The sequence below is a fragment of the Mucilaginibacter sp. OK268 genome, assembly GCF_900103125.1.
In the GTDB taxonomy this organism is placed as follows: Bacteria; Bacteroidota; Bacteroidia; order Sphingobacteriales; family Sphingobacteriaceae; genus Mucilaginibacter.
In genome coordinates this window covers 349194-369744 of sequence record NZ_FNJV01000006.1, presented here as the reverse complement: position 1 = coordinate 369744, position 20551 = coordinate 349194, and the positions used below count along the sequence as shown (strand labels likewise).

The following is a 20551-nucleotide window of genomic DNA, read 5'->3' as shown; positions in this document are numbered from 1 at the left end:
TTAAGGAAGCCGGGCTGTTTAGTTAAAGACAAAACAAGGCCAAAAACGGACCACATTATACACATATTTCTGATTATCAATGGTTTAATACTTTTTAAAGTTAAAAAAACACATCAAAACAGTGTTGAAATTTGTTAAAAAGTGTTAAAATGAGATTTTTTCGAGCGTTTTTAAGCTGTTTTCAACCCGTTTTGAGCAGAAAAGTGTTAAAATTTAAGGTTTAAAAAGTTTTGGGGAAAGTTAGCCTGATCTATTGCAACAACAATTTAAGGTTGATGCCAAAATTAGTATACGCGGTATTAAATGTTTGTGAAGTATATGGCCGCGTAATGTTGGAATCATAAAACAGGTTCAAATTAAACCGCTGGTTGATCACATAATCGATGGACGGACGCACGGTAATATTTTGCGCACCAGATGATATTTCGGCTTCCTGCACATCGGCCCGGTATATCAGGGTTTTATTATCGCGCAGGGAGAAATCGAGCTTAAAATTAACATCATTATCCTTGCCCGGTCCGCTAAACCAACCAAACGGGAAATGGAAATTTTTGGTATGATAGCCAAAACCAAACACGATGATGCGCTCGTTTTGCTGAGCCAGTTGGCTGTTAAGAAGACTCAGGCTTAATGACCGGCTTTGCCGGTACTCCAGGTTAGTGGTCATGCTGTTTTTGAACCTGATACTGGCGCCCAGCAACGGCACAAACTGCTCAAAAATAGTCACCTGCGAAAACTGGTACTGGGGTAAAAAGTCGTTATTGAGATCCCGTGAAGTAACGCCACCATTAGCCTCCTGGTATTGCAGTAAAGAGGTGAAACCGTTTACGTTATACGACGACCGGTACCCATGGCTTAGATCGAACGAGTCAAAAATATCCTGTAAAAACGGGATCTTGCTCAAGCCATTATAAGTGATCTGCCAGTTAGGTATCGGGATAGACGGGAATTGTGAAAGGTTGCTTTTAGCAGGGTTTTTACCCGTATAGGCTGCCAAGAAAGCCGGCACCAGTACATTCTGCGAGTTTGGCCCATACCCATCGGCATAACCCCCTGTACTACCCGAGGAATTTGGATTTGTTGCCCCTAACTTTTTAGATATGAGGGCACGGCTATCCAAAAGCTTTTGATAAATAGGCGATGTATTATCTACCCCGGTTGTTTTCTTAAACGCGGTAGCTATGGTTAAAAACGAGATGCTGTAATTCCCCGTAGTTACCGGACTTAAAGACTCAATACTGTTGGTTGTAGGGAGGTATTTAAAGTTAGCCTGGTAATTATGATCCTGTGTTTTAAAGGCAATGAGCTCAATTCGCAGATCCTTAAATGGTTCAATAATACCCCTGAAGTGCATATCCTCATTCATGGTGGTTACGTACAACTGATTTTGCAGGGTATCCGTAGTTATCCAGCCATTAGCTAAAGCCTTGGGCCGAATATCAGTTTGACTACCCAGTAAAAACCCTAAACCGGGGGCCCCGGCATCTGCTCCAAAAAAGCCCGAAGCTGGCAAGTATCCCGGCAAAAATATACCCTGGGTACGGGTATAAGTAGCGCTGAGGTTTTTAACACTGGTTAACAACCCTATCAGGATACCATCGATACCGGTTTTGGTATTATTAGGATTATTAGCCTTGCGTATAAATGGGAACTTATTATACAGGGCTACCATATTTAATGTTGGATTTAGCTGTATAGCCCTGGAGTTTTGTATGCTGTTACCCACATCGTAAGTAGGATCGTTGATGGCAAACAGGGGTTGCGTTTGCCAGTTAAAATGCGCACTGTAACGGGCCACCATAGCTACCCAGTCCATCCCCGGTATTTTGGCGAACGGCACGTTATAGTTAAAGTTAATGGTGTGGTTATAGTTAGTGGTACGTCCCAGTTTTTTCAGATTATCCCATAGGGTATCCCGTTTTAAACCATTAATACGACCGGCCGGCTCATCAACCACCGACAGGTTGGTGGCGTCGATATCCATTTGTAACGATTTGGAAAGATTCCAGCCGATACCATAAACCCGGGTGATGTTAAAGTATTTATTGAACGTGGTTGTTGGTACAGGGATAAAGTTATTGGGGTCATTATCCCGCAACGTATTTTCAGAATAAAAACGATCAAAATTAATACTAAGATTTAACCGCGAAGGCAGGATACTGAAATTGATATCGCGGAAAAGGGCCAGGAGGTTACTTTTAATGATCTTAGCAAACGGACTATAGTATTTGGGCTGATTGGTATAATTATAGGCCAGCGTAAAATTGTATGTTTTTTCCAGATCGCTTTGGGTCACAAAATCATGATGTGTATATTGTGTAAAGGCGTATGAAGCGTTCAGGTTTTCTACATCCCATAAATGGCTCGGGGCATTAGGGTCTGTTTTTGCCTTGTGTACGTTGGTAAAGTTGATACTCTTTCGCAGGGTATAATCAACGGCGGCGTTCCTTATAGAGTCGCGCTCCTGGCTCGAGGTTGCAGCTGCTAACGATGCCTTGAGCTCCACATCGGGCGCGCCTGGGTCATACTGCGGCATACTGGTTTGCTTTGATACATTGACGTAGGCAGGTATATGGATACCGCTTTTATCTGGGAAGAATTTTCCGAGCTCCATATTGGCAGATACGTCATAAGTTTGGTCGTCACTGCGGCTCCTGTCATTCAAGCGGGAATCAAGTGTACCAAAACCAACGGTGGTTTTAGTACCGGCTATGGTAATATCGGCAAAATCTGCAAGCTTGGCATCAAACCGGGCGGTTGCCGCCCAGCCACCACGCTGGTCAAAGTCGGTTAGCCGTAGTTCATCAAACCAAACAGTACCGGTTTTATCTAAACCATCGTCAATATTTGAAGGCTGTGCCCCCCTGTACGGATTGCGTACACCGACCATAACCGTACGCAACTTGCTCAGATCCGGCTGACCTTTGATATAAACGGTTTGATTTCCTTCCACATATTTAAACACCTGGTTGTAAGGCACGTTGGAGTGATTACGTTTAAGTTTGGCCCTGGTTAACAGGTCCAGCTCAAGATCTATCGAGTTAACGGCGGGCCATATTGCGTCCGGATCGCGGGTACCAGGCAGGGTAACCTTTAGGGGCACCTGATATTCATAATAGTTGTCCTGGTAATCAACTCCTAAACGGATAAAGGCGCTCAGATCATTATCCTTCAGCTGATCGCCTTCGGCGTGTACAAACATTTGCAGGCGCTTATAGGAGCGCAAGTCATTAAAAAAGGTTTTGAAGGCAGCCCTTGAATAACCATCGCGCAGGCTTTTAACATTTAGCGACAGCGATTGCTCGTTGAGTTTAGTATCTGTTTGCAGGTTATTATAATTACGCTGGCGGTTAATGCCCGGCGGTACTACGTAAGGTATAGGCGTGCGGTTACCGTTTTGTTCGATACTTACTGCCTGTACGTCAAGCGTAGAATTATCAAGCGGCGGATTTGGAATAGCCGGATCCGCAATTACATTGAGCGGGTTTCTTTCTGTATTAAAAGAACGCCACTCTCCACGAACCAGTTGCAGGGTAGCGAAACGTAATATAGCAGTATCGGCAAAGTTGGTCATGAACATCCGCATAAAACGGATGGCCTTAAAATCCTGGATGTTACCTACCTGCGCTTGATAATCGGTTATCGGGATCCTGAATTGGTACCAGTTAACCATTTGCGTACTGCCATTGGCTAGCTTTACCGAAGCAGTAACCTTATCGCTAACATAATTTTGGCCCACTACCATATCTCCAGGACGGATAGATACTTTATATTGGAAGTAAGAATCCTCTATGCTCATGTTATTATCCCGGTTGATATCCTCGCCATCGGGCAGTGAGGTAGCAGCCGAGTTTTGTATCCCGAGTTCGGCCTGTGATTGTTCGGCTGTTTTGGAATTACCGTCGGTACCGTTGTATTTACTATAACGATCCAAAATACCTGCCCTGGCCTGGTCAAGATCGCGCCCCTGGTAATATTGGTAATCATCAGAAGAGGGGTCGGTTGAGAAACTGGTGGCTGCCTGCGCGTTTAGCCGGCTGGTTAGTTGTTGCACAACGGGAGCAAATTTCTTTTTCTCGTCGGCATCATTTAAACCATCTAAACCCACGTCTTGCAGCCTGCGCGAATCTGGGTTATTATCAAAGGCGTTTATTACGGGTTGCAGTTTTGCTACACGCCCCCAGTTGGTTTCGTCAACCTGCGACAGGTCGCCATTTACCGGCAGGGCGTTCTCTAAACTTTTACGTCCGTCTTTTAGTATATCTTCGGATATACTACCCAGGTTAAAATACAGGTCGCCACCAGCTGAGTTTGGTTTGTAAACAAAAGGATCCATCACCCAAAACTCAATGTAGGATACGTTTAATGATTCAAAATCATTGGTTTCCATTTTCCTGAACATACCGCCCCAACGTGATTTTGGATTTTGCAGCGTACCATCGTTATTGATACCGTTAGTGGTATAGTTATATGGCCCGCGCACAGTTGGATAAAAGGCCAGGTTAAGTGTAGCAATACTTAATTGCTGCCCGGTAGCTGGTTGTTTGTACGGGAATACTTCCTGCTCAATGATCTGCCTTACATAATGATTTGAAAGCTCAGACTTTGATATGGGGATACTGCCGGTATTGGTATAAAATATCGGGTCGATATTATAAAATGCAAGCCGGGCCCGATTATAGCCATAGCTCAGGTCATTAGATAATCCAGCTTCTGAAAAGAGTTGCGGTGTGCCTGATATTTGCCAGGTGTTAGCACTTTTTACGTCAATCACCGACTGGCTATTCTCAAAATCATCCAGGTAGGAAGTACCATTTTTTGAGCCGGCAAAATTCAGAGCGCCAGGGCTGCCAGGCAGCAACTGTGCAAACTCGCCCGAGAAATTTATAGACGACGGAACCTTGGTATGGATAAAGGGGATCTTATCAACCAGTCGCGTGAGCAGTCGCGATTCTGAACTATAATTAGCATCAAAACCCCATATCGTATTGGATATGGATTCCTGGCCGGCAACTTCATTCTGGTTCAGCGGCTGCTCTGTGAGGTGCATGATGGTACCACCCAAAGCCAGTTTATCATTAACGTGGTAATCCAGCCTTGACCCATATAACGATTTTTGCTGAACGCCAAACAACTCGTTATTTTCCAGTTTAACCGTGATCGGCTGTCCTGATGATAACAGCGCCTGGTTCAGTATCCGGATACGGCCAGAATTATAATCAACCGTATAATCATTGCCTTCCTGCAGCTTTAATGAGCCGGCGGTTACAATGACCGATCCCTGTGGAATATTAACCGCGTTAAGCTGGTATTCAGAGCCCCCCGTGGAGGTATAAGTACCCTTAATTACATACCGGTTTAAATTGGGAAAATACTGTTGCGCTATGGTTTTGGTTGAATCATACAGGGGTTGGTACACATACCGTTTAGCGAGGTCCGATTCGCCCGGCAAAAACTTTTTATTCAGATCGGAGCCAAAGGGTTCCAGCACCGGGAACATGATCCGTCCGTTCTGCGAATCGATGGTGATCCCTTCCAAAAAGTCAAAGTATCCATCGGGCTGAAGATTATTTTGCTGATTGAGATTATCCACGTCTGTTATCTGCAGCCAGAGCTTTCCTTTGGTATTTTGCCCCTCCTCCATTACTGTTTTCTCGATACCTGATTTATCATCAAGCCGGGTAATCGTAAGTTTAAAATCGGTTGGACTCACCTGGAAAGCTCCTAATGAATAAATATTCTTCATCATCAGTTTCCAGGTAGGCAAATTGGTTTTCAGCAATTCGCCTTTCAATAATTTCACAAACAACACCTTGGGCGTATTAGGGTCAACAGCCACATCGCTGCTAAACTCACCCACCTGGTATTGTTGTCCGTTAACCGTATACTGGTAAGCTACTGCCAATACCTCATCATTATTCAAAGGGTAATTGAGCGATATATATCCCAATTGAGGATGCAGGGTATACTCCTTATCGGTAAGTTTACGGGCGTAAGTGAGTTTTGAATAGTTATCCGTAGCTCCCGTGCTTTGAAAATAATTGGCTACTGAATTAGAATTGGTTTGACGCACATCAGCAGGCAAATTATTTAATAGCGAGTTTGATTGCTGCGCAAAACCCGGACCTTTAAAACCTGCCGGATAAACGCTTCCGCCACCTTGTATCCGTGTTTTATTGTAGGGGTTATTTTCGCCCAGATCCAGGAAGGCCAATATATCCCTTGAATCGGTGGTTACGTTGGTACGATTGGTTGTCCAAACCTCAATTTTGGTGATATTGACATTGGAGCTGATAATAGGTATCCGCGATAGTGCCTTGTCATAATTATCACGAAAGTATTGTGATAAAAAGAAGTGCTTATTGGCCTCGTAATCAGCTGGTGTTACCCGGAATTCTCCTTGCTGCGAACCGTTGGTTATAGTAATGGTTTTGGATTGCGACCGCTGTTGCGATAAAATAGTAGTTACATCCAAGCGGCCAAACTTTAGTTTAGTTTTAAGACCAAATAAAGCCTGGCTACCCGTGATAAGCGTGGTATTCAAAGGCATACTTACCGTACCTGCCTCTACTTTTTGAATGATCTCATCCGGCGATCCGGTATAATCCAGTTTTATCTGGTTATCAAACTGAAACTGGGCGTCGGTATTATAATTGGTGGTGATCTTTAACTTATCACCAATATTTCCGGTTACGTTTAGCTGTATCTTTTGATCGAAATTAAAATTAAACTGGTTACGCTGCCTGGTATTAAACAGCGGGTTCTGGTTTTGATTTAACTGGCCGGCCAATATCATTTCTGCCGATCCCTGCGGTCTTATATCAATAGTTTGACCACCAAAAATTTGTTCAAAAGTTCGGCTGCGTACTTTTATTGATGGTATAAAACCGGGTTGCTGAGAATCATAGGCGTAATTATCAGCCAGTTGCTGATAGTATATCCGCTGGTTAGATTTGCTCTTTAACTTTAAATATTGTGTAAATGTTAAATACTGTGGCGGGCGATATAATAAGTTACCAACTCTTTCGTACAATATATACCGGTTAGTAGCAGGGTCGTATTCAACTGTTCGTATCAGATTGGGAGGGTCCGGATCAAAAATACCTTCCCGGAGCCTTAGGTTTTTAGGTTCGGTTAGGTTTACGGGAGTGCCCGAGAGTGTCGTATCTCTTTTGGCACTTGTAACGCGTTGTTGTGCATACACACTTCCCAGCCCACTAAATGCCAAAATAAACAACACACTTATAATAATATTATAAGTAAATATTTTTATCAAAGGTCAAGTTAGAATTTGTACGTAATTATAGAGTTTTTAACGCAAACTTTATAAGCTGTTCTACGGTTAAATCTCCATTATTTTTATTGATCTCCTGATCCAATACCTTCTCAGCAGCGTTACGTGCAAAGCCAAGCATTACAAGTGCCGAAAGCGCCTCGTCCTTAACAGTTTTGCTTACAGGCACAACCGTTAAAGTATCAGGACCTTCCTTACGCAACTTATCCTGCAGCTCCAATATAATACGCTGTGCCGATTTGGGACCTATGCCTTTGATACGTTGAATTAAAGCAACATTGCCGCTAACAATAGCTGCTTGTATTTCGGCTGGGGTAATTGATGATAACATCATTCGCCCCGTATTAGGCCCTATGCCGGATATGGATACCAGGTGTAAGAACAAGCGACGCTCACCGTCATCTGCAAAACCATATAAAGTGAGCGCATCCTCTTTTACGTACTGCCAGATAAATAGTTTACAATTTTCTACTTCTCCAACCCTTGAATATGTATTTAACGATATATTAATGTGATAGCCAATACCGCCCGCATCTATTACAACATGCGAAGGACTTTTGAATACCAGTTTGCCACTAATATAATCGTACATAATATTTTATTTTGAGAGTTAAGAACCAAGAGTCAAGAAACAAGATTAAAACACCCCCCCTTTTCTTGATTCTTGACTCTAATATCTTGATTCGTTCTACTTTCCTTTAAGTTTGTCAAAAATACCTTTTGGTTTGCCGGCTTCGGCTTTTGCCTGGGCATCAACAACCGCTATAGTGATCATATTTACAATTTCGCGAACCGAACTACCCAGTTGCAATACGTGCACCGGTTTTTTCAGACCCAGCAATATAGGTCCTACAGCTTCCGCACCGCCAATTTCCTGTAATAGCTTATAGGCAATATTGCCCGATTCCAGGTTCGGGAATATCAGGGTATTAGCTGGTTTCCCGTTTAAGGTTGAAAATGGAAAGTTATCAGCCAGCAAATCGGAGTTCAGGGCAAAGTTGGCTTGCATATCACCATCAACTACCATATCCGGATATTGCTTGTGCAGCAATTTTACCGTTTCCCTTGTTTTTTCAGGAATAGGGCCATCATTTGAACCAAAGTTAGAATAGGATAATATGGCTACCCGCGGGCTGATATTGAACTGTTTAACAGATCTTTCTATCAGCACGGTGATATCTACCAGTTCCTGTACAGTTGGATTTTCATTCACAGTGGTATCGCCAAAAAATACCGGGCCTTTTTGGGTGATCATCATATACATACCAGCCACCCTGTTCACACCATCTTCTGTGCCGATAATTTGCAGGGCAGGTTTAATGGTAGGAACATAGTTTTTGGTTAAGCCAGATATGAGGGCATCCGCTCTGCCAAATTGTACCATGCAAGCCCCGTAATAGTTACGGTCGCTCAGCATTTTGCGGGCTTCAAATAAGGTTACCCCTCGGCGCTGGCGTTTTTGATACAGAAACTCGGCATACTCTTCCATGTTTTCACATTTCACCCGTGGGTCAAGGATCTGCACATCGCCGAGGTCAAGATCATTCTCACGCATAATACGCCTGATCTTATCTTCGTTACCCAGTAATATCGGAGTAGCTATACCCTCTTCTTTTACAATCTGGGCCGATCTTAATATTTTGTAATTATCAGCTTCGGCAAAAACCACACGTTTAGGATTTTGCTTGGCTTTATTGGTTAGGTTACGGAGTAATTTATCATTGGTGCCCAACCTTGAACGCAATTCTTCATAATAGGCCTCCCAATCGGTTATCGCTTTACGGGCAACACCCGACTCCATGGCTGCCTTAGCAACCGCGGATGACACCTCAACAATGAGCCTTTGATCCATCGGTTTAGGGATGATATAATCCCTGCCGAATTTAAGATTAGTAGTATTATAAGCCAGGTTTACTGCTTCCGGAACCGGCTTTTTAGCCATCTCGGCAATAGCATGGGTGGCGGCTATTTTCATGGCCTCGTTAATGGCAGTTGCTCGTACGTCAAGCGCCCCCCTGAAAATATAAGGGAAACCCAATACGTTATTCACCTGGTTCGGATAATCAGAACGACCGGTAGCCATAATGATATCATCACGGGTTTGTACCGCCAGATCATAATCAACTTCAGGAACCGGATTAGCCATTGCAAATACAATAGGCTTTTTAGCCATTGACTTTAACATATCCGCATCAACCACATTGGCTGCAGAAAGACCAACAAAAACGTCGGCGTTTTTCATGGCATCGGCCAGTGTTTTAACGTCTGTACGGGTAGTTGCAAACTCCAGCCTGATATCGTCCAGATCGGTACGCTCTGGTGTCAACAAACCATTGATGTCAAACATCACCAGGTTCTCTTTTTTCACACCCAGTGAAAGGTACATTTTGGTACATGATACGGCAGCCGCACCGGCACCGTTAACTACCAATTTTATCTTATCAAGCTTTTTGCCTTGTATCTCGCAGGCATTCATCAAGGCAGCACCTGATATAATGGCTGTTCCATGCTGATCATCGTGCATAACCGGGATATTCATTTCGGCTTTAAGTCTGCGTTCGATCTCGAAGCAGGTTGGAGCAGATATATCTTCCAGGTTAACGCCACCAAAGGTAGGTTCAAGTGCTTTTACAATAGTTACAAATTCATCTACACTTTTAGCATTTACCTCAAGGTCAAACACGTCAATATCAGCATAGATCTTGAACAACAGTCCCTTCCCTTCCATTACTGGTTTGCTGGCCTCCGGGCCAATATTACCCAGGCCTAATACCGCGGTACCGTTACTGATAACTGCCACCAGGTTACCCTTGGCTGTATATTTATATACATCTTCTACATTTTCTGCTATGCGAAGACAAGGCTCGGCAACACCCGGCGAATACGCCATAGTAAGGTCGCGTTGTGAATTGGTTGGTTTGGTAGGTACTACCTGTATTTTTCCCGGACGACCTTGTGAGTGGTAGTTTAAGGCGTCCTGTTTACGGTTGTTCTTGTTCATTTTCTCAAAATTCAAGCGCTCAAAATTACAATTCTTTTTATGGTAACCCGAATAAAAAAGCCCGGCTTTGAAATGTATCAAAACCGGGCCCCTCATATTCAGGTATTTAATCTTTTTTCACTATCAATTTCATTTATCGGTACAGGTTTTTGCACCTAAGTCTTATACCCTTTAATTATAAAACTCTTTTGCTATGCGGGTTAACCGCCGCGCTTGTTGAGGCATCATCGCCATTACTTACTTTAATGCTTACCCCAACCGGAGCCCGGTTACTTTTCAGGTGGTTCCAAACCTTCAGGTCCTGCACTTCAACCCCATACTTATCGGCAATAGAAGCCAGCGTTTCCCCTTTTCTAACCCGGTGGCGGCTGGGCATCTTAGGCTCAGGCTTATTTTCTGTATAAGAAGCATAAGTTACTTTTGGCTCTGGTGCAACGGCATCGCCACCATTCAATACATTATATAAAACGGCATAGTTCTCCTTGGCAACCTGCGGTAATATCAATCTGCGCGGTTTTGCCGGTGAACCGTTAACTATTAACCGCCTGTAGGCTGGGTTTAATATAGCCAATTCATTGATGTTTACCTTAAGCGCCTGTGATATGCTGCTCAATGCAACATATTTTTTCACCATAACCGTATCTGTCTTCAGTGAAAAATTACAACCTTGCGGAACAATGTTATGCTTGCTAAAATAATGCATCACATAATTCATCGCTATAAAGGCTGGTACATAACCCCTGGTTTCGGCAGGCAGGTATTGACGGGCGCTCCAAAAATCATTTGCCCCTGCTTTTTCAACGGCGCGCTCTACATTGCTTTTACCACAATTGTAAGATGCTATGGCTAAAAGCCAATCGCCAAATTCCTGGTAGGCATCTTTTAAATAAGCTGCTGCTGCATAGGTGGCTTGTATAGGGTCGCGGCGTTCATCAACATAACTATCCATGTTTAAGCCATACAATTTGGCAGTAGTAAACATAAATTGCCATGGACCTGTTGCGCCTACTCTTGATACCGCATTAGGATCAAGCTTTGATTCAACTATCGAAAGGAATTTTATTTCTTCGGGTATACCCGCATCGCGGAAAGCTTTTTCGTAAATAGGGAAATAATATTTAGAAAGGCCTATCACCTGCCCCATCTCATCGCGGTTTTGCATGTACAGGTCAATATAGGTTTGTACATACTCATTATACTCCAGCGGGATGTCTTTGCTGATAGAATCTAAGCGGCGCTCATAGATGCCTCTTAGTGGCGCGGGGCCAACAGGTTGGGCAACAGCTTTTCTCAGGATGGTATCCTGTATAATGCTTGGCCATTGAAATGTTGATTTTGAAGAAGCGTTTGCGTGAACAATTTGCAGTGATAAAAAGCAGATGGTAAGCGTAAATAGTTTCTTCATTCTTTAGGGATTTAAATGTATAGAATCAAGAGATTAGAGTCAGGAATTAAGATAAAACACAAGTCGAATGCTGTTCTCATTGTTCCTATTTCTTGATTCTAATATCTTGATTCTGTTATTTACTAAATTATTAATTTTTTTAAAGTTCAAGGAAATATTTTGAAAAATTCAATAGTTCCTGTTCGTTAAAATGCTTAGCAAGCAATTGTAAACCTAACGGCAAACCCTGACTATTATTGCCAACAGGCAACGAAATAGCAGGCACACCAGCCAACGATGCTTGTACGGTAAAAATATCAGAAAGATACGTTACTACCGGGTCTTTTTCTTCTTTGCCTATGGCAAAAGCAGGTTCCGGGGCCGTGGGTACCAGTATAAAATCGTATTCGTTTAGTATCTGGTCGGTTTTTTCCCTGATCAGGCGGCGTACTTTCTGGGCTTTGGCATAATAGGCATCATAATAACCGGCACTCAGTACAAATGTCCCCAGCATGATACGGCGTTTTACTTCTTTACCAAATCCTTCAGACCGGGAACGTTTATAAGTTGATTGCAGATCATCTGCCGAGGGGCTGCGATAACCGTAATGCACCCCATCGTACCTGGCCAGGTTTGACGAAGCTTCGGCCATAGCCAAAATATAATAGGCAGGTACAAGGTAATCCAATTGCTCAAAGGCGATAGGAGTTACGGTATGACCGTCTGCACGCAGTTTATCAATATATTTTATCAGCACATCTTTTACCTCGGCATCAACCCCCGGGCTTGAGATAGCTTCCTGTAAATAAGCGATCTTCTTTTTACCTATTTTTTCGATATGTTCAGAAAATGCAGGCACTTCTTGTTGGGCCAGTGTACTATCGTAATCATCAGGGCCGGCCATAACTTCCAGCAACAAGGCGGCATCCTCTACCGATCGGGTTATGGGACCAACCTGGTCAAATGATGAAGCGAAAGCGATAATACCATGTCTTGAAATACGGCCATAGGTGGGTTTTAAACCGATAACACCACAAAATGAAGCCGGTTGCCTTACGGAGCCCCCGGTATCGGTACCGATAGCCGCATGGCACATATTGGCCTGTACAGCAACAGCCGAGCCACCAGATGACCCACCTGAAACTTTGGTTTCGTCGGCCATATTTTTTACCGGGCCGAAGTAGGAAGTTTCATTAGCGCCGCCCATAGCAAACTCATCGCAATTGCAGCGGCCAATAATAACCACGTCCTCGGCCAATAAGCGCTCAACAATGGTTGATGAATAAATGGAAGTGAAATCTTTTAATATTTTTGAGGAGGCACTTACCTGGTGCCCTTTATAGCATATGTTATCTTTTATGGCGATAACCATTCCGGCCAGTTTGCCGGCAGTACCGTTTTTTATACGGTCATCAATGTTTTTTGCATTGATCAATGCTTCCTGTTCAAACACCTCGTTAAAGGCATTCAAATGAGCATTCTTTTTTATTTGATCCAGATAGTTGTTTACCAGTCCTTCAACGGTAATTTCCGCACGTTGCAGCCCACTCCTTATTTCACTTAAAGAGGAATAAAATTTAGCCATGGGGCTAAAATAAAAAACTTATCTGTTGAAATACGAAATAATTCAACAGATAAGTTCATATGCAGTAAACAAAAATATCAAGCCACCAGTATCAAGTATCAAGACAGCTACATTAAAGCTTTCAAAAATCTTGATACTTGATACTAATTACTTGATACCTAATACCTAATATTAAACTTTAGGTTTTTCTTCGGTAGTTGTGTTGCCTTCGCCGTTTTGCGCGTCTTTAAATTCTTTAACGCCTTTTCCTAAACCTCTCATTAGTTCAGGTATTTTTTTACCGCCAAACAATAAAAGTATTGCAATGATGATCAGAATGATTTCTGGTGCGCCTAATCCACCCATGATTTTTAAGTTTTATGTTATGTAAATATTATTATGACTTGTGTTATTCGTGTTCTGTTTTAACAGGATCTGCGGTTGTTTTCTTGGTAAGGTCGATGTGTGTTTCCGCTACCGGCTCCTCTTCATGGGTACTTACGTAAGTATCCGAGATAGGGATTGTGTTGGGCACCGTATTTTCTATACCATGTATAGGGTGCGTCACTTCACTATCCTCCTCAGCAGTAACAGTTGCGTGCTCTGTAGTATTTTCTTCAGCAAGCGGGGTATCTTTTACCGTGGTTTCGGTTTTCTTTTCCTCGTAATTATTGATCTGGTTGTTGATCTCACGTTTCACATCCTCAGATGCATCTTTAAAATCTCGGATGCCTTTACCTAAACCGCGTGCCAGTTCAGGTAGCTTATCACCTCCAAAAAGCATTAATGCTGCAAAAAGTATCAGTACCATCTCGCTCGTACCAATATTTAAAAATAAAAAAACTGAACTTAGCATAGCATTTAAATTAAGGTTACAAATATATACAATTAAAATTTCATAAAGTTCATAACTAATTAGTTAGGTGCCAGCCACGTTTTAGGATTGGTTGGATCCTTCACTTTATAAACTTCAAAGTGAACTTCCGTTTCCCCGGTCGACGAATCTGTCGCCACCGTTCCTAATGCCTGCTTGGTACTCACTTTTTGCCCCCTGGCCACACTAACCGACCGTAAATTGGCATACACCGTAAAGTATTCCCCGTGAACTATCATCACCAGGTAAGTACCGCTTACGTCAACCACCCTCACTACAGTACCGTCAAATACGGCCCTTACCGAGCTTCCCGGATTGGTTCTGATATCAATACCGGTACTTTCACTTTTTATCCCCTCGGGCGTGGTATACATACCAAAACCCTGGGTAATCACTCCATTGGCAACCGGCCATGGCAAACGACCGCGGTTACCCAAAAAGTCATTTGACAGTTTAGCGGCCTCAGGTGTCGCATTCAACACACTCGACTCACTCCGTGTCACAGGTTTAGAAGGAGCTACCGGAGCAGGCCTGTTTTCGGCCTTTGCTTTAGCTGCCGCTATCCTGGCGGCCTCTCTTGCTTCTGCCTCGGCCTTGCGCCGGGCTTCCTCAATTTCCCTGCGGATAGTTGAGGCAATTTCCCTATTGGTTTTGGCTATTTTTGCCTGAACCTCCCGTTGCTGCTGTTTAAGCTGCCCTTCGTGTTGTGACAGGTCGCTTACTACTTTTACCTGGTTGTTCTTTTCCTTACCAAGGGTTTCTTTTTCCTTTTGCTGATCGGCCAGCAGGTTGCTTTTTTCCTGCTTGTTTTTATCCAGCTCGTTTATTTTTATGTGCAGTTCTTTTTGGGTTCCCTGTATATAACCCGCCTGCCGCTCGCGGTAGGTACCAAACTGCTGTAAATATTTTAATCGTTTATAGGCCTGGTTAAAATCTCTCGAAGCAAAAAGAAACATCAGCTTATTGTAAGCACTTTGATTGCGATAGGCAAAAAGCACCATAGCTGCATATTCTTTTTTCAGCTGGTCAAGCTGGCTTTGTAAACTATGTACGGTATTATTACTCTCCGAGATCTGGTTATCTAAATTTCTTACTTCTGAGTTAATGATATTTATTTTCTCTTCCCTCAGGTTTATCTGCGCTTTTAACAAGCTCAGCTGTTTTAAAGTAGCTCTTTTATTTTGCGAGGTTTCCTGGTAATCCTTATTCAGCTGTTCCAGTTCCTCTGATAATTTATCACGTCTGCGTTTTAACTCCTGACTGCTTTGAGCATGCACATCAACCGCTATAAATACCGCTATTATAAAAAATACTGCTTTTAAAAATTTCATCAAACAAACATAATTAATTATTTGGCCGGCTCGTAATTGGCGGGAATATTGAATGGATATTCCTGCGGTACGTCAAAGTCGGCCTTTGTATAATGCAAATTAACCTGTATTTTTTTATCTTTTACTACTGATGCGATATCTATTTGCGATGGCATAACCCTATTAGTTGCCTGGATAAAGCTATTGTTAACCACCTGTAGCGATTGTCCCGCACTTTCATTGGACAAATTTGTTTGCGTAACTTTCAAATCGGCACCCAAAACCAGCTTGTATAACAGATCCTGCAGGCTACCGCTCAGGGTGGTGTTTCCATCGGCATTGGTCAGCTCGGCTTTTTCATTCAGCAATTCAGGTACGGCATTACCAATCAGTAATGACTCCAGCGTTTTATAGTTAACCTGGCTGCTGGCATATTTATATACATAGCTAAAAGGTTTACGCAGATATACTCCTTGTAAACGATTGATAAGCAATATACTATCAGGCGTGATAAGGGCACGGGCCGCTTCAACCCCTAAAATGGCGGTAATTGAAACCCAGATTCTTTTATCGCGCTCAATACGGATGTTGAGGGTAACATCGTTACTGTTACCATTAATATTGAGCTTGGTTTTTGCTTTACCAGAAAAGGTATTAAAGTTTACCTGCTTTTCCCGGATAGCATTCAGTTTGCTGCTTAACTTGTTATCAACAGGCTTTGCCGATGAATCAGCTTTACGGGCTACCAACACTTGCTTACGGGCTTTACAGCTCACCATAACCAGCAGGCAGCACACTATTAATAACTTACTCGCTATATTTTTTCTCATTTATTTTACGGTCTAATACCGGCGATTGACCGCCGTTACTTTTAGCTTTTTTCCAGTTTTCTACGGCCTCATCTATATTACCTAGATAATACAAAATATCGCCATAATGCTCATATTGAGCAGCACTATTAGTTTTATCATGCGCCAATGCCTTCAATATCCATACCTTAGCATCGGCATATTTCTTTTGCTTAAAAAGCACCCAGGCGTACGTATCTTCAAACGACGCGGTATTGGGCTGAAGCTCATTGGAACGGGCCGACATTTGCGCGGCTTTATCCAGTTGCTCACTTCTTAACGATAAATAATAGGCATAATTGTTTAATGTAAACGCATTATCCGGATTATAGCTTAACGCCTTATCATAAGCCTCGTCCGAGCTTTTGTTATCTTTAAGACTATGATAACAATCGCCTAATAACGAAAAGCTCAACGAAAGTAAATCCTTATCCTGAATTTCTAATGAAGTTGCGGTGGTGGCGTAACTAAGCGCTTTTTTATACTCTTTTTTTTGCGCCCAGGCTACCCCCACCATATAATTCATCCAGCCCTGGTTGGGGAATAGCGAAAGCGCATTTTCGCCATCCTTTATGGTAGCATCCAGATCATTTTCACTTAATTCAACCCGTACCAACTGTTCGTGTACAACATATACCTGTTCATTAAACTGAATTGATTTTTTATACGCTGCTTTGGCTTCTTTTAATTTTGTGTTTTGCAACAGCATGTCGCCATAAATAGCATAAGCTTTAGCATCAGCAGGGTGTGCTACTGTTAAAAGCCGGCTCAGTTCAAGCGCGCTGGCTTTGGCATTGGGTTCGGGAAATTTTGGAAAGTACCCGCTAATGATATTTACTTTTTGATCGATACTCACATCTGGATTGGCAAACGCCAGTGTAAGCTCATTAAAACAGGCGTCGTTATTTTTTTTATCGCGGTAAACATCAGCTAACGCTAAATGCACCATACCGTTGTTATTGTCTTGTTTCTCGGCTTGTAACAAAATTTTCAGGGCCTTATCATTCAACCCGTTCGAATTATAAATTTCGGCCAGTAACAGGTAATAACGCATTTGACCCGGATTATCAGCAATAGCTTTCTCCAATTCGGTTGCAGCCTGGTCGATCTTACCTTGCTTTAAATAGATCTTTTGCCGGCTTGCCAAAATATCATCACTGGGACCATTAAGCTTTTCCAGCTGATCATACACTTTAAGGGCATCATCATATCTTTTTAAAATGAGATAAGCATTGGCTTTATCAAAGTAATAGTCGGACTTATCCGGATTGATCCGGATAAGCTGATTAAATACATTTTCGAGCTTGTCAATGGCATTGGTTTTTTCATAATCATCGGCCAGGGCTACCCAGTACCATTCATTATCCGGATTAATAGCAACCGCTTTTTCCAATAAAGGCCGTGCCCCTGCGTAGTCATTCTGTTGTCTTTTCAGGTTGGCCAACTCAAACAATGAGGCGTCATTTCCAGGGTCAGCCTGTAATATGCGCTCAAACATTTCACCGGCCCGTTTGGAATTTTCGATGGTTTTTTCGCGAATGGCCGAGAAAAAAAGTTGCTTAACCATCATACTGTCAGCCTGGGTCAAAGGCTTAGCCGGGGCAGCCTTTTGGGCACTTACTGGTAGAGTCAGGAAACAAGAACCAAGAATCAAGACTGCCACTATATAATTGAAGCCTGTTCTGATCTTATTCTTGTTATATCTTAATTCCAACTCTTTCATAGCCAGTCTGCTTATTCTTTTTCTTCTTATATCTTGCCTCTAACTTCTTGCTTCTACTTAACAGCCGTGTGGCCAAAACCACCTTCGCCCCGGCTGGTTTCGTTTAATACTTCTACCTCATCCCAGTTCACTCTTTCGTGCCGGGCAACTACCATTTGGGCAATACGGTCGCCGTTATTGATCTCAAATACCTCTGTCGAAAAGTTAATCAACAGCACTTTGATCTCGCCGCGATAATCAGCATCAATAGTACCCGGCGAATTCACAATACCTATCCCATGCTTAAACGCCAATCCACTACGTGGCCGTATCTGCGCCTCAAAACTCACAGGCAGTTCTATATATAAACCGGTAGGAATGAGTTTACGCTCCATAGGTTTTAGCTGAACTGTTTCTTCAATATCAGCACGCAGATCCATACCAGCGGCATGAGCTGTTTCATACGCCGGTAAACTGTTTTTCGACTTGTTAATTATTCTGATGGTCATCGTTTACTAAATATGGCCTTTAATTGTTTACGCTCTGCTACAAAAGCAGCTCCTGCGTATAGGAATAGCAATATATTACCTACAAATATATTACGTTTAAATGTGCTGAACGACAAATACACAAGTATTATTGATGATACGATATATATGACATTCTTTTTAAGATTGTAGGGAATGGGATAATTCTTTTGTCCCCAGATATACGACATGATCATCATACTGGCATAAGCTATCAGCGAGATCCATGCCGATGCCATATAACTGTATTTAGGGATAAATATGACGTTGAGTACAATGGTCACTATAGCACCTATGCCTGATATGTATAAACCATATTTTGTTTGGTCGGACAGTTTGTACCATATAGATAGATTGGTATAAATGCCCAGGCTTACATAACCCAGCAATAAAGGCGGAACAACCGGCAATCCGACCCAGTAATCGTGGTTATTTACGTAGTGTTTTAGTATTTCGATATTAGCTACCACACCTACAAACATCAGGCACATGGTTATTACAAAATAGTCCATGATACGGGCATAGGTTTGACCGGCGTTTTTATTTTTTGCATGACTAAAAAAGAAAGGCTCGGCCCCCATTCGGAACGCCTGGTTAAAAAGACTTAGAAAAACGGATATGCGAGCGCAACCCGAATAAATACCTACCTCGCGTTCACTGATATTATCGGGCAGCAATTTTCCCAGTAAAATTTTATCAAAGTTTTCGTTAACAATGTATGATAAACCTGCAATCATTACCGGCCAGCTGTAGGTGAGCATATTTTTAAACATAACACCGTCAAAACTTAACTGCAGCTTTAACAACTCTGGTAGTAGCAACAATAAGGTTATAAAGCTGGCCACCAGATTTGATACAAATATGTAACCCACCCAACCCATGGTAAACCATTGCTTACACCACTCGGCCCCGGGCATATGGTGTTTAATGATGTGCGGAATTATCCATATAAAAATGAGGTTAAGCGATACAGTAACTCCTATATTGATTAGTTTAATACTACCATATTTTATTGGCCGGCTATCTGCACGGAGTTTGGCAAATGGGATAGCGCACCAGGCATCAAGCACCAGAATACCTAAAAAATAACGGATATATAGTTCAAATTCCCCCTGTGGGGTGCCTTTACCAATTTTAATTAAACCTGCTATGGTATGCGTAAAAGGAACGGTTAATATTAAAAATACTACGGTTACCATAAATACGGCCCAGAAGCTATTATTGTAAACCTGTCTTTTATTATCAGGAAATTTATTCAGATACCTGAAAAAAGTAGTTTCCATTCCAAAAGATAGCACTGCCTGCAAAACAGAAGCATAGCTAAACATGGTACTGAAAATACTGTATACATTAGGGTTGTATGCTTTTGTATAAAGCGGGGTAAGCAAAGCGCCTAATAAACGCTGTACTATAGTAGTTACACCGTATATAGCCGTTTGCCCGGCAAATTTTTTAGCGGTTGACAATGTTGATGTTTGGGATGGTAGTTAACAAATAAAACCCGGCAAACTACAGGGCTCTTTTTACAACCTCAAAATTACGATAGTTTTTTAATTCGCCCTCATGGCTTTCTACAGAAGTTACTTCGGCATCTTCGGGCCCTTCGTTGCACCATTCCATAAACATTTCGAGCATGGTGTCGTTGGCTTCGGCTGCTATAAAAACATCACCGTTCGGTTCATTTTTAACAAAGCCCCTTACCCCTAACTGATCGGCCACAGCCTTGGTTGCTTTACGGTAAAAAACGCCCTGAACTTTTCCTTTAACAGTGATATCGAGATGCCTGATCATTTAGTTTATGAGTTGATTGAGGTAAATTATGTTGATTAAGTTTGATATGATAATCTAGTGTCGTGTCATTTCTGAATTGACGTTTAGCCAATAATATTTATACAAAAAACATGGTTTACACTTTTTCTTGGAAATAAAACACAAATAATTGATTATCAATAATTTACATGCATTTTAACCATAAAAAATGTAAACCATGTAAACCCACTTTTTTGTCAATTGAGTCACTCCAAGACTATACGTCAATTTGTGGTTG

Annotated in this window: 13 protein-coding genes; all 13 read right to left on the bottom strand. The window is 42.3% G+C overall.

Annotation, left to right across the window (positions count from 1 at the left end; all coding sequences use genetic code 11):
- Positions 1-250 precede the first annotated feature (250 nt).
- On the bottom strand, positions 251-7276 hold the full coding sequence (gene sprA, locus BLR84_RS19950; protein ID WP_090471625.1) for a T9SS outer membrane translocon Sov/SprA: 7026 nt from the start codon (positions 7274-7276) through the stop codon (positions 251-253).
- 25 nt (positions 7277-7301) lie between these two features.
- Positions 7302-7886 carry a Holliday junction branch migration protein RuvA gene (gene ruvA, locus BLR84_RS19945; protein ID WP_090471623.1) on the bottom strand — a complete coding sequence of 195 codons (585 nt, stop codon included), beginning with the start codon at positions 7884-7886 and terminating at the stop codon, positions 7302-7304.
- A 96-nt stretch (positions 7887-7982) separates the two neighbouring features.
- Positions 7983-10295 carry an NADP-dependent malic enzyme gene (locus BLR84_RS19940; protein ID WP_090471745.1) on the bottom strand — a complete coding sequence of 771 codons (2313 nt, stop codon included), beginning with the start codon at positions 10293-10295 and terminating at the stop codon, positions 7983-7985.
- Positions 10296-10470: 175 nt separating this feature from the next.
- A complete protein-coding gene (locus BLR84_RS19935; protein WP_090471621.1) occupies positions 10471-11700 on the bottom strand; it encodes a lytic transglycosylase domain-containing protein in 1230 nt (409 codons plus the stop codon).
- Positions 11701-11839: 139 nt separating this feature from the next.
- The gene (gene gatA, locus BLR84_RS19930) at positions 11840-13264 is read right to left on the bottom strand and encodes an Asp-tRNA(Asn)/Glu-tRNA(Gln) amidotransferase subunit GatA (RefSeq protein ID WP_090471618.1); all 1425 of its coding nucleotides are present in this window, start codon (positions 13262-13264) and stop codon (positions 11840-11842) included.
- 171 nt (positions 13265-13435) lie between these two features.
- The gene (tatA, locus tag BLR84_RS19925; protein WP_090471616.1) at positions 13436-13609 is read right to left on the bottom strand and encodes a twin-arginine translocase TatA/TatE family subunit; all 174 of its coding nucleotides are present in this window, start codon (positions 13607-13609) and stop codon (positions 13436-13438) included.
- A gap of 43 nt (positions 13610-13652) precedes the next feature.
- On the bottom strand, positions 13653-14099 hold the full coding sequence (locus BLR84_RS19920; protein WP_090471614.1) for a Sec-independent protein translocase subunit TatA/TatB: 447 nt from the start codon (positions 14097-14099) through the stop codon (positions 13653-13655).
- Positions 14100-14158: 59 nt separating this feature from the next.
- On the bottom strand, positions 14159-15448 hold the full coding sequence (locus tag BLR84_RS19915; RefSeq protein WP_090471612.1) for a murein hydrolase activator EnvC family protein: 1290 nt from the start codon (positions 15446-15448) through the stop codon (positions 14159-14161).
- A gap of 17 nt (positions 15449-15465) precedes the next feature.
- Complete coding sequence (locus BLR84_RS19910) at positions 15466-16257, bottom strand: lipoprotein insertase outer membrane protein LolB1 (protein WP_090471610.1); 792 nt, start codon at positions 16255-16257, stop codon at positions 15466-15468.
- Entirely contained in the window at positions 16235-17998 is a 1764-nt protein-coding gene (locus tag BLR84_RS19905; protein WP_090471608.1) for a tetratricopeptide repeat protein, read from the bottom strand. The genes BLR84_RS19910 and BLR84_RS19905 overlap by 23 nt, the downstream gene beginning before the upstream one ends.
- A 53-nt stretch (positions 17999-18051) precedes the next feature.
- A complete protein-coding gene (dut, locus tag BLR84_RS19900) occupies positions 18052-18486 on the bottom strand; it encodes a dUTP diphosphatase (RefSeq protein ID WP_090471606.1) in 435 nt (144 codons plus the stop codon).
- The gene (locus BLR84_RS19895) at positions 18483-19970 is read right to left on the bottom strand and encodes an oligosaccharide flippase family protein (protein ID WP_090471603.1); all 1488 of its coding nucleotides are present in this window, start codon (positions 19968-19970) and stop codon (positions 18483-18485) included. The genes dut and BLR84_RS19895 overlap by 4 nt, the downstream gene beginning before the upstream one ends.
- Before the next feature lie 43 nt (positions 19971-20013).
- On the bottom strand, positions 20014-20295 hold the full coding sequence (locus BLR84_RS19890; protein WP_369829188.1) for an acylphosphatase: 282 nt from the start codon (positions 20293-20295) through the stop codon (positions 20014-20016).
- Positions 20296-20551 lie beyond the last annotated feature (256 nt).

Excerpts from the sequence above, each read along its gene's own strand:
- gatA (WP_090471618.1), bottom strand. The coding sequence starts at position 13,264 with ATGGCTAAATTTTATTCCTCTTTAAGTGAAATAAGGAGTGGGCTGCAA.
- dut (WP_090471606.1), bottom strand. The coding sequence starts at position 18,486 with ATGACCATCAGAATAATTAACAAGTCGAAAAACAGTTTACCGGCGTAT.
- BLR84_RS19920 (WP_090471614.1), bottom strand. The coding sequence starts at position 14,099 with ATGCTAAGTTCAGTTTTTTTATTTTTAAATATTGGTACGAGCGAGATG.
- BLR84_RS19910 (WP_090471610.1), bottom strand. The coding sequence starts at position 16,257 with ATGAGAAAAAATATAGCGAGTAAGTTATTAATAGTGTGCTGCCTGCTG.
- BLR84_RS19935 (WP_090471621.1), bottom strand. The coding sequence starts at position 11,700 with ATGAAGAAACTATTTACGCTTACCATCTGCTTTTTATCACTGCAAATT.
- BLR84_RS19940 (WP_090471745.1), bottom strand. The coding sequence starts at position 10,295 with ATGAACAAGAACAACCGTAAACAGGACGCCTTAAACTACCACTCACAA.
- tatA (WP_090471616.1), bottom strand. The coding sequence starts at position 13,609 with ATGGGTGGATTAGGCGCACCAGAAATCATTCTGATCATCATTGCAATA.
- BLR84_RS19915 (WP_090471612.1), bottom strand. The coding sequence starts at position 15,448 with ATGAAATTTTTAAAAGCAGTATTTTTTATAATAGCGGTATTTATAGCG.
- BLR84_RS19890 (WP_369829188.1), bottom strand. The coding sequence starts at position 20,295 with ATGATCAGGCATCTCGATATCACTGTTAAAGGAAAAGTTCAGGGCGTT.
- BLR84_RS19905 (WP_090471608.1), bottom strand. The coding sequence starts at position 17,998 with ATGAAAGAGTTGGAATTAAGATATAACAAGAATAAGATCAGAACAGGC.
- ruvA (WP_090471623.1), bottom strand. The coding sequence starts at position 7,886 with ATGTACGATTATATTAGTGGCAAACTGGTATTCAAAAGTCCTTCGCAT.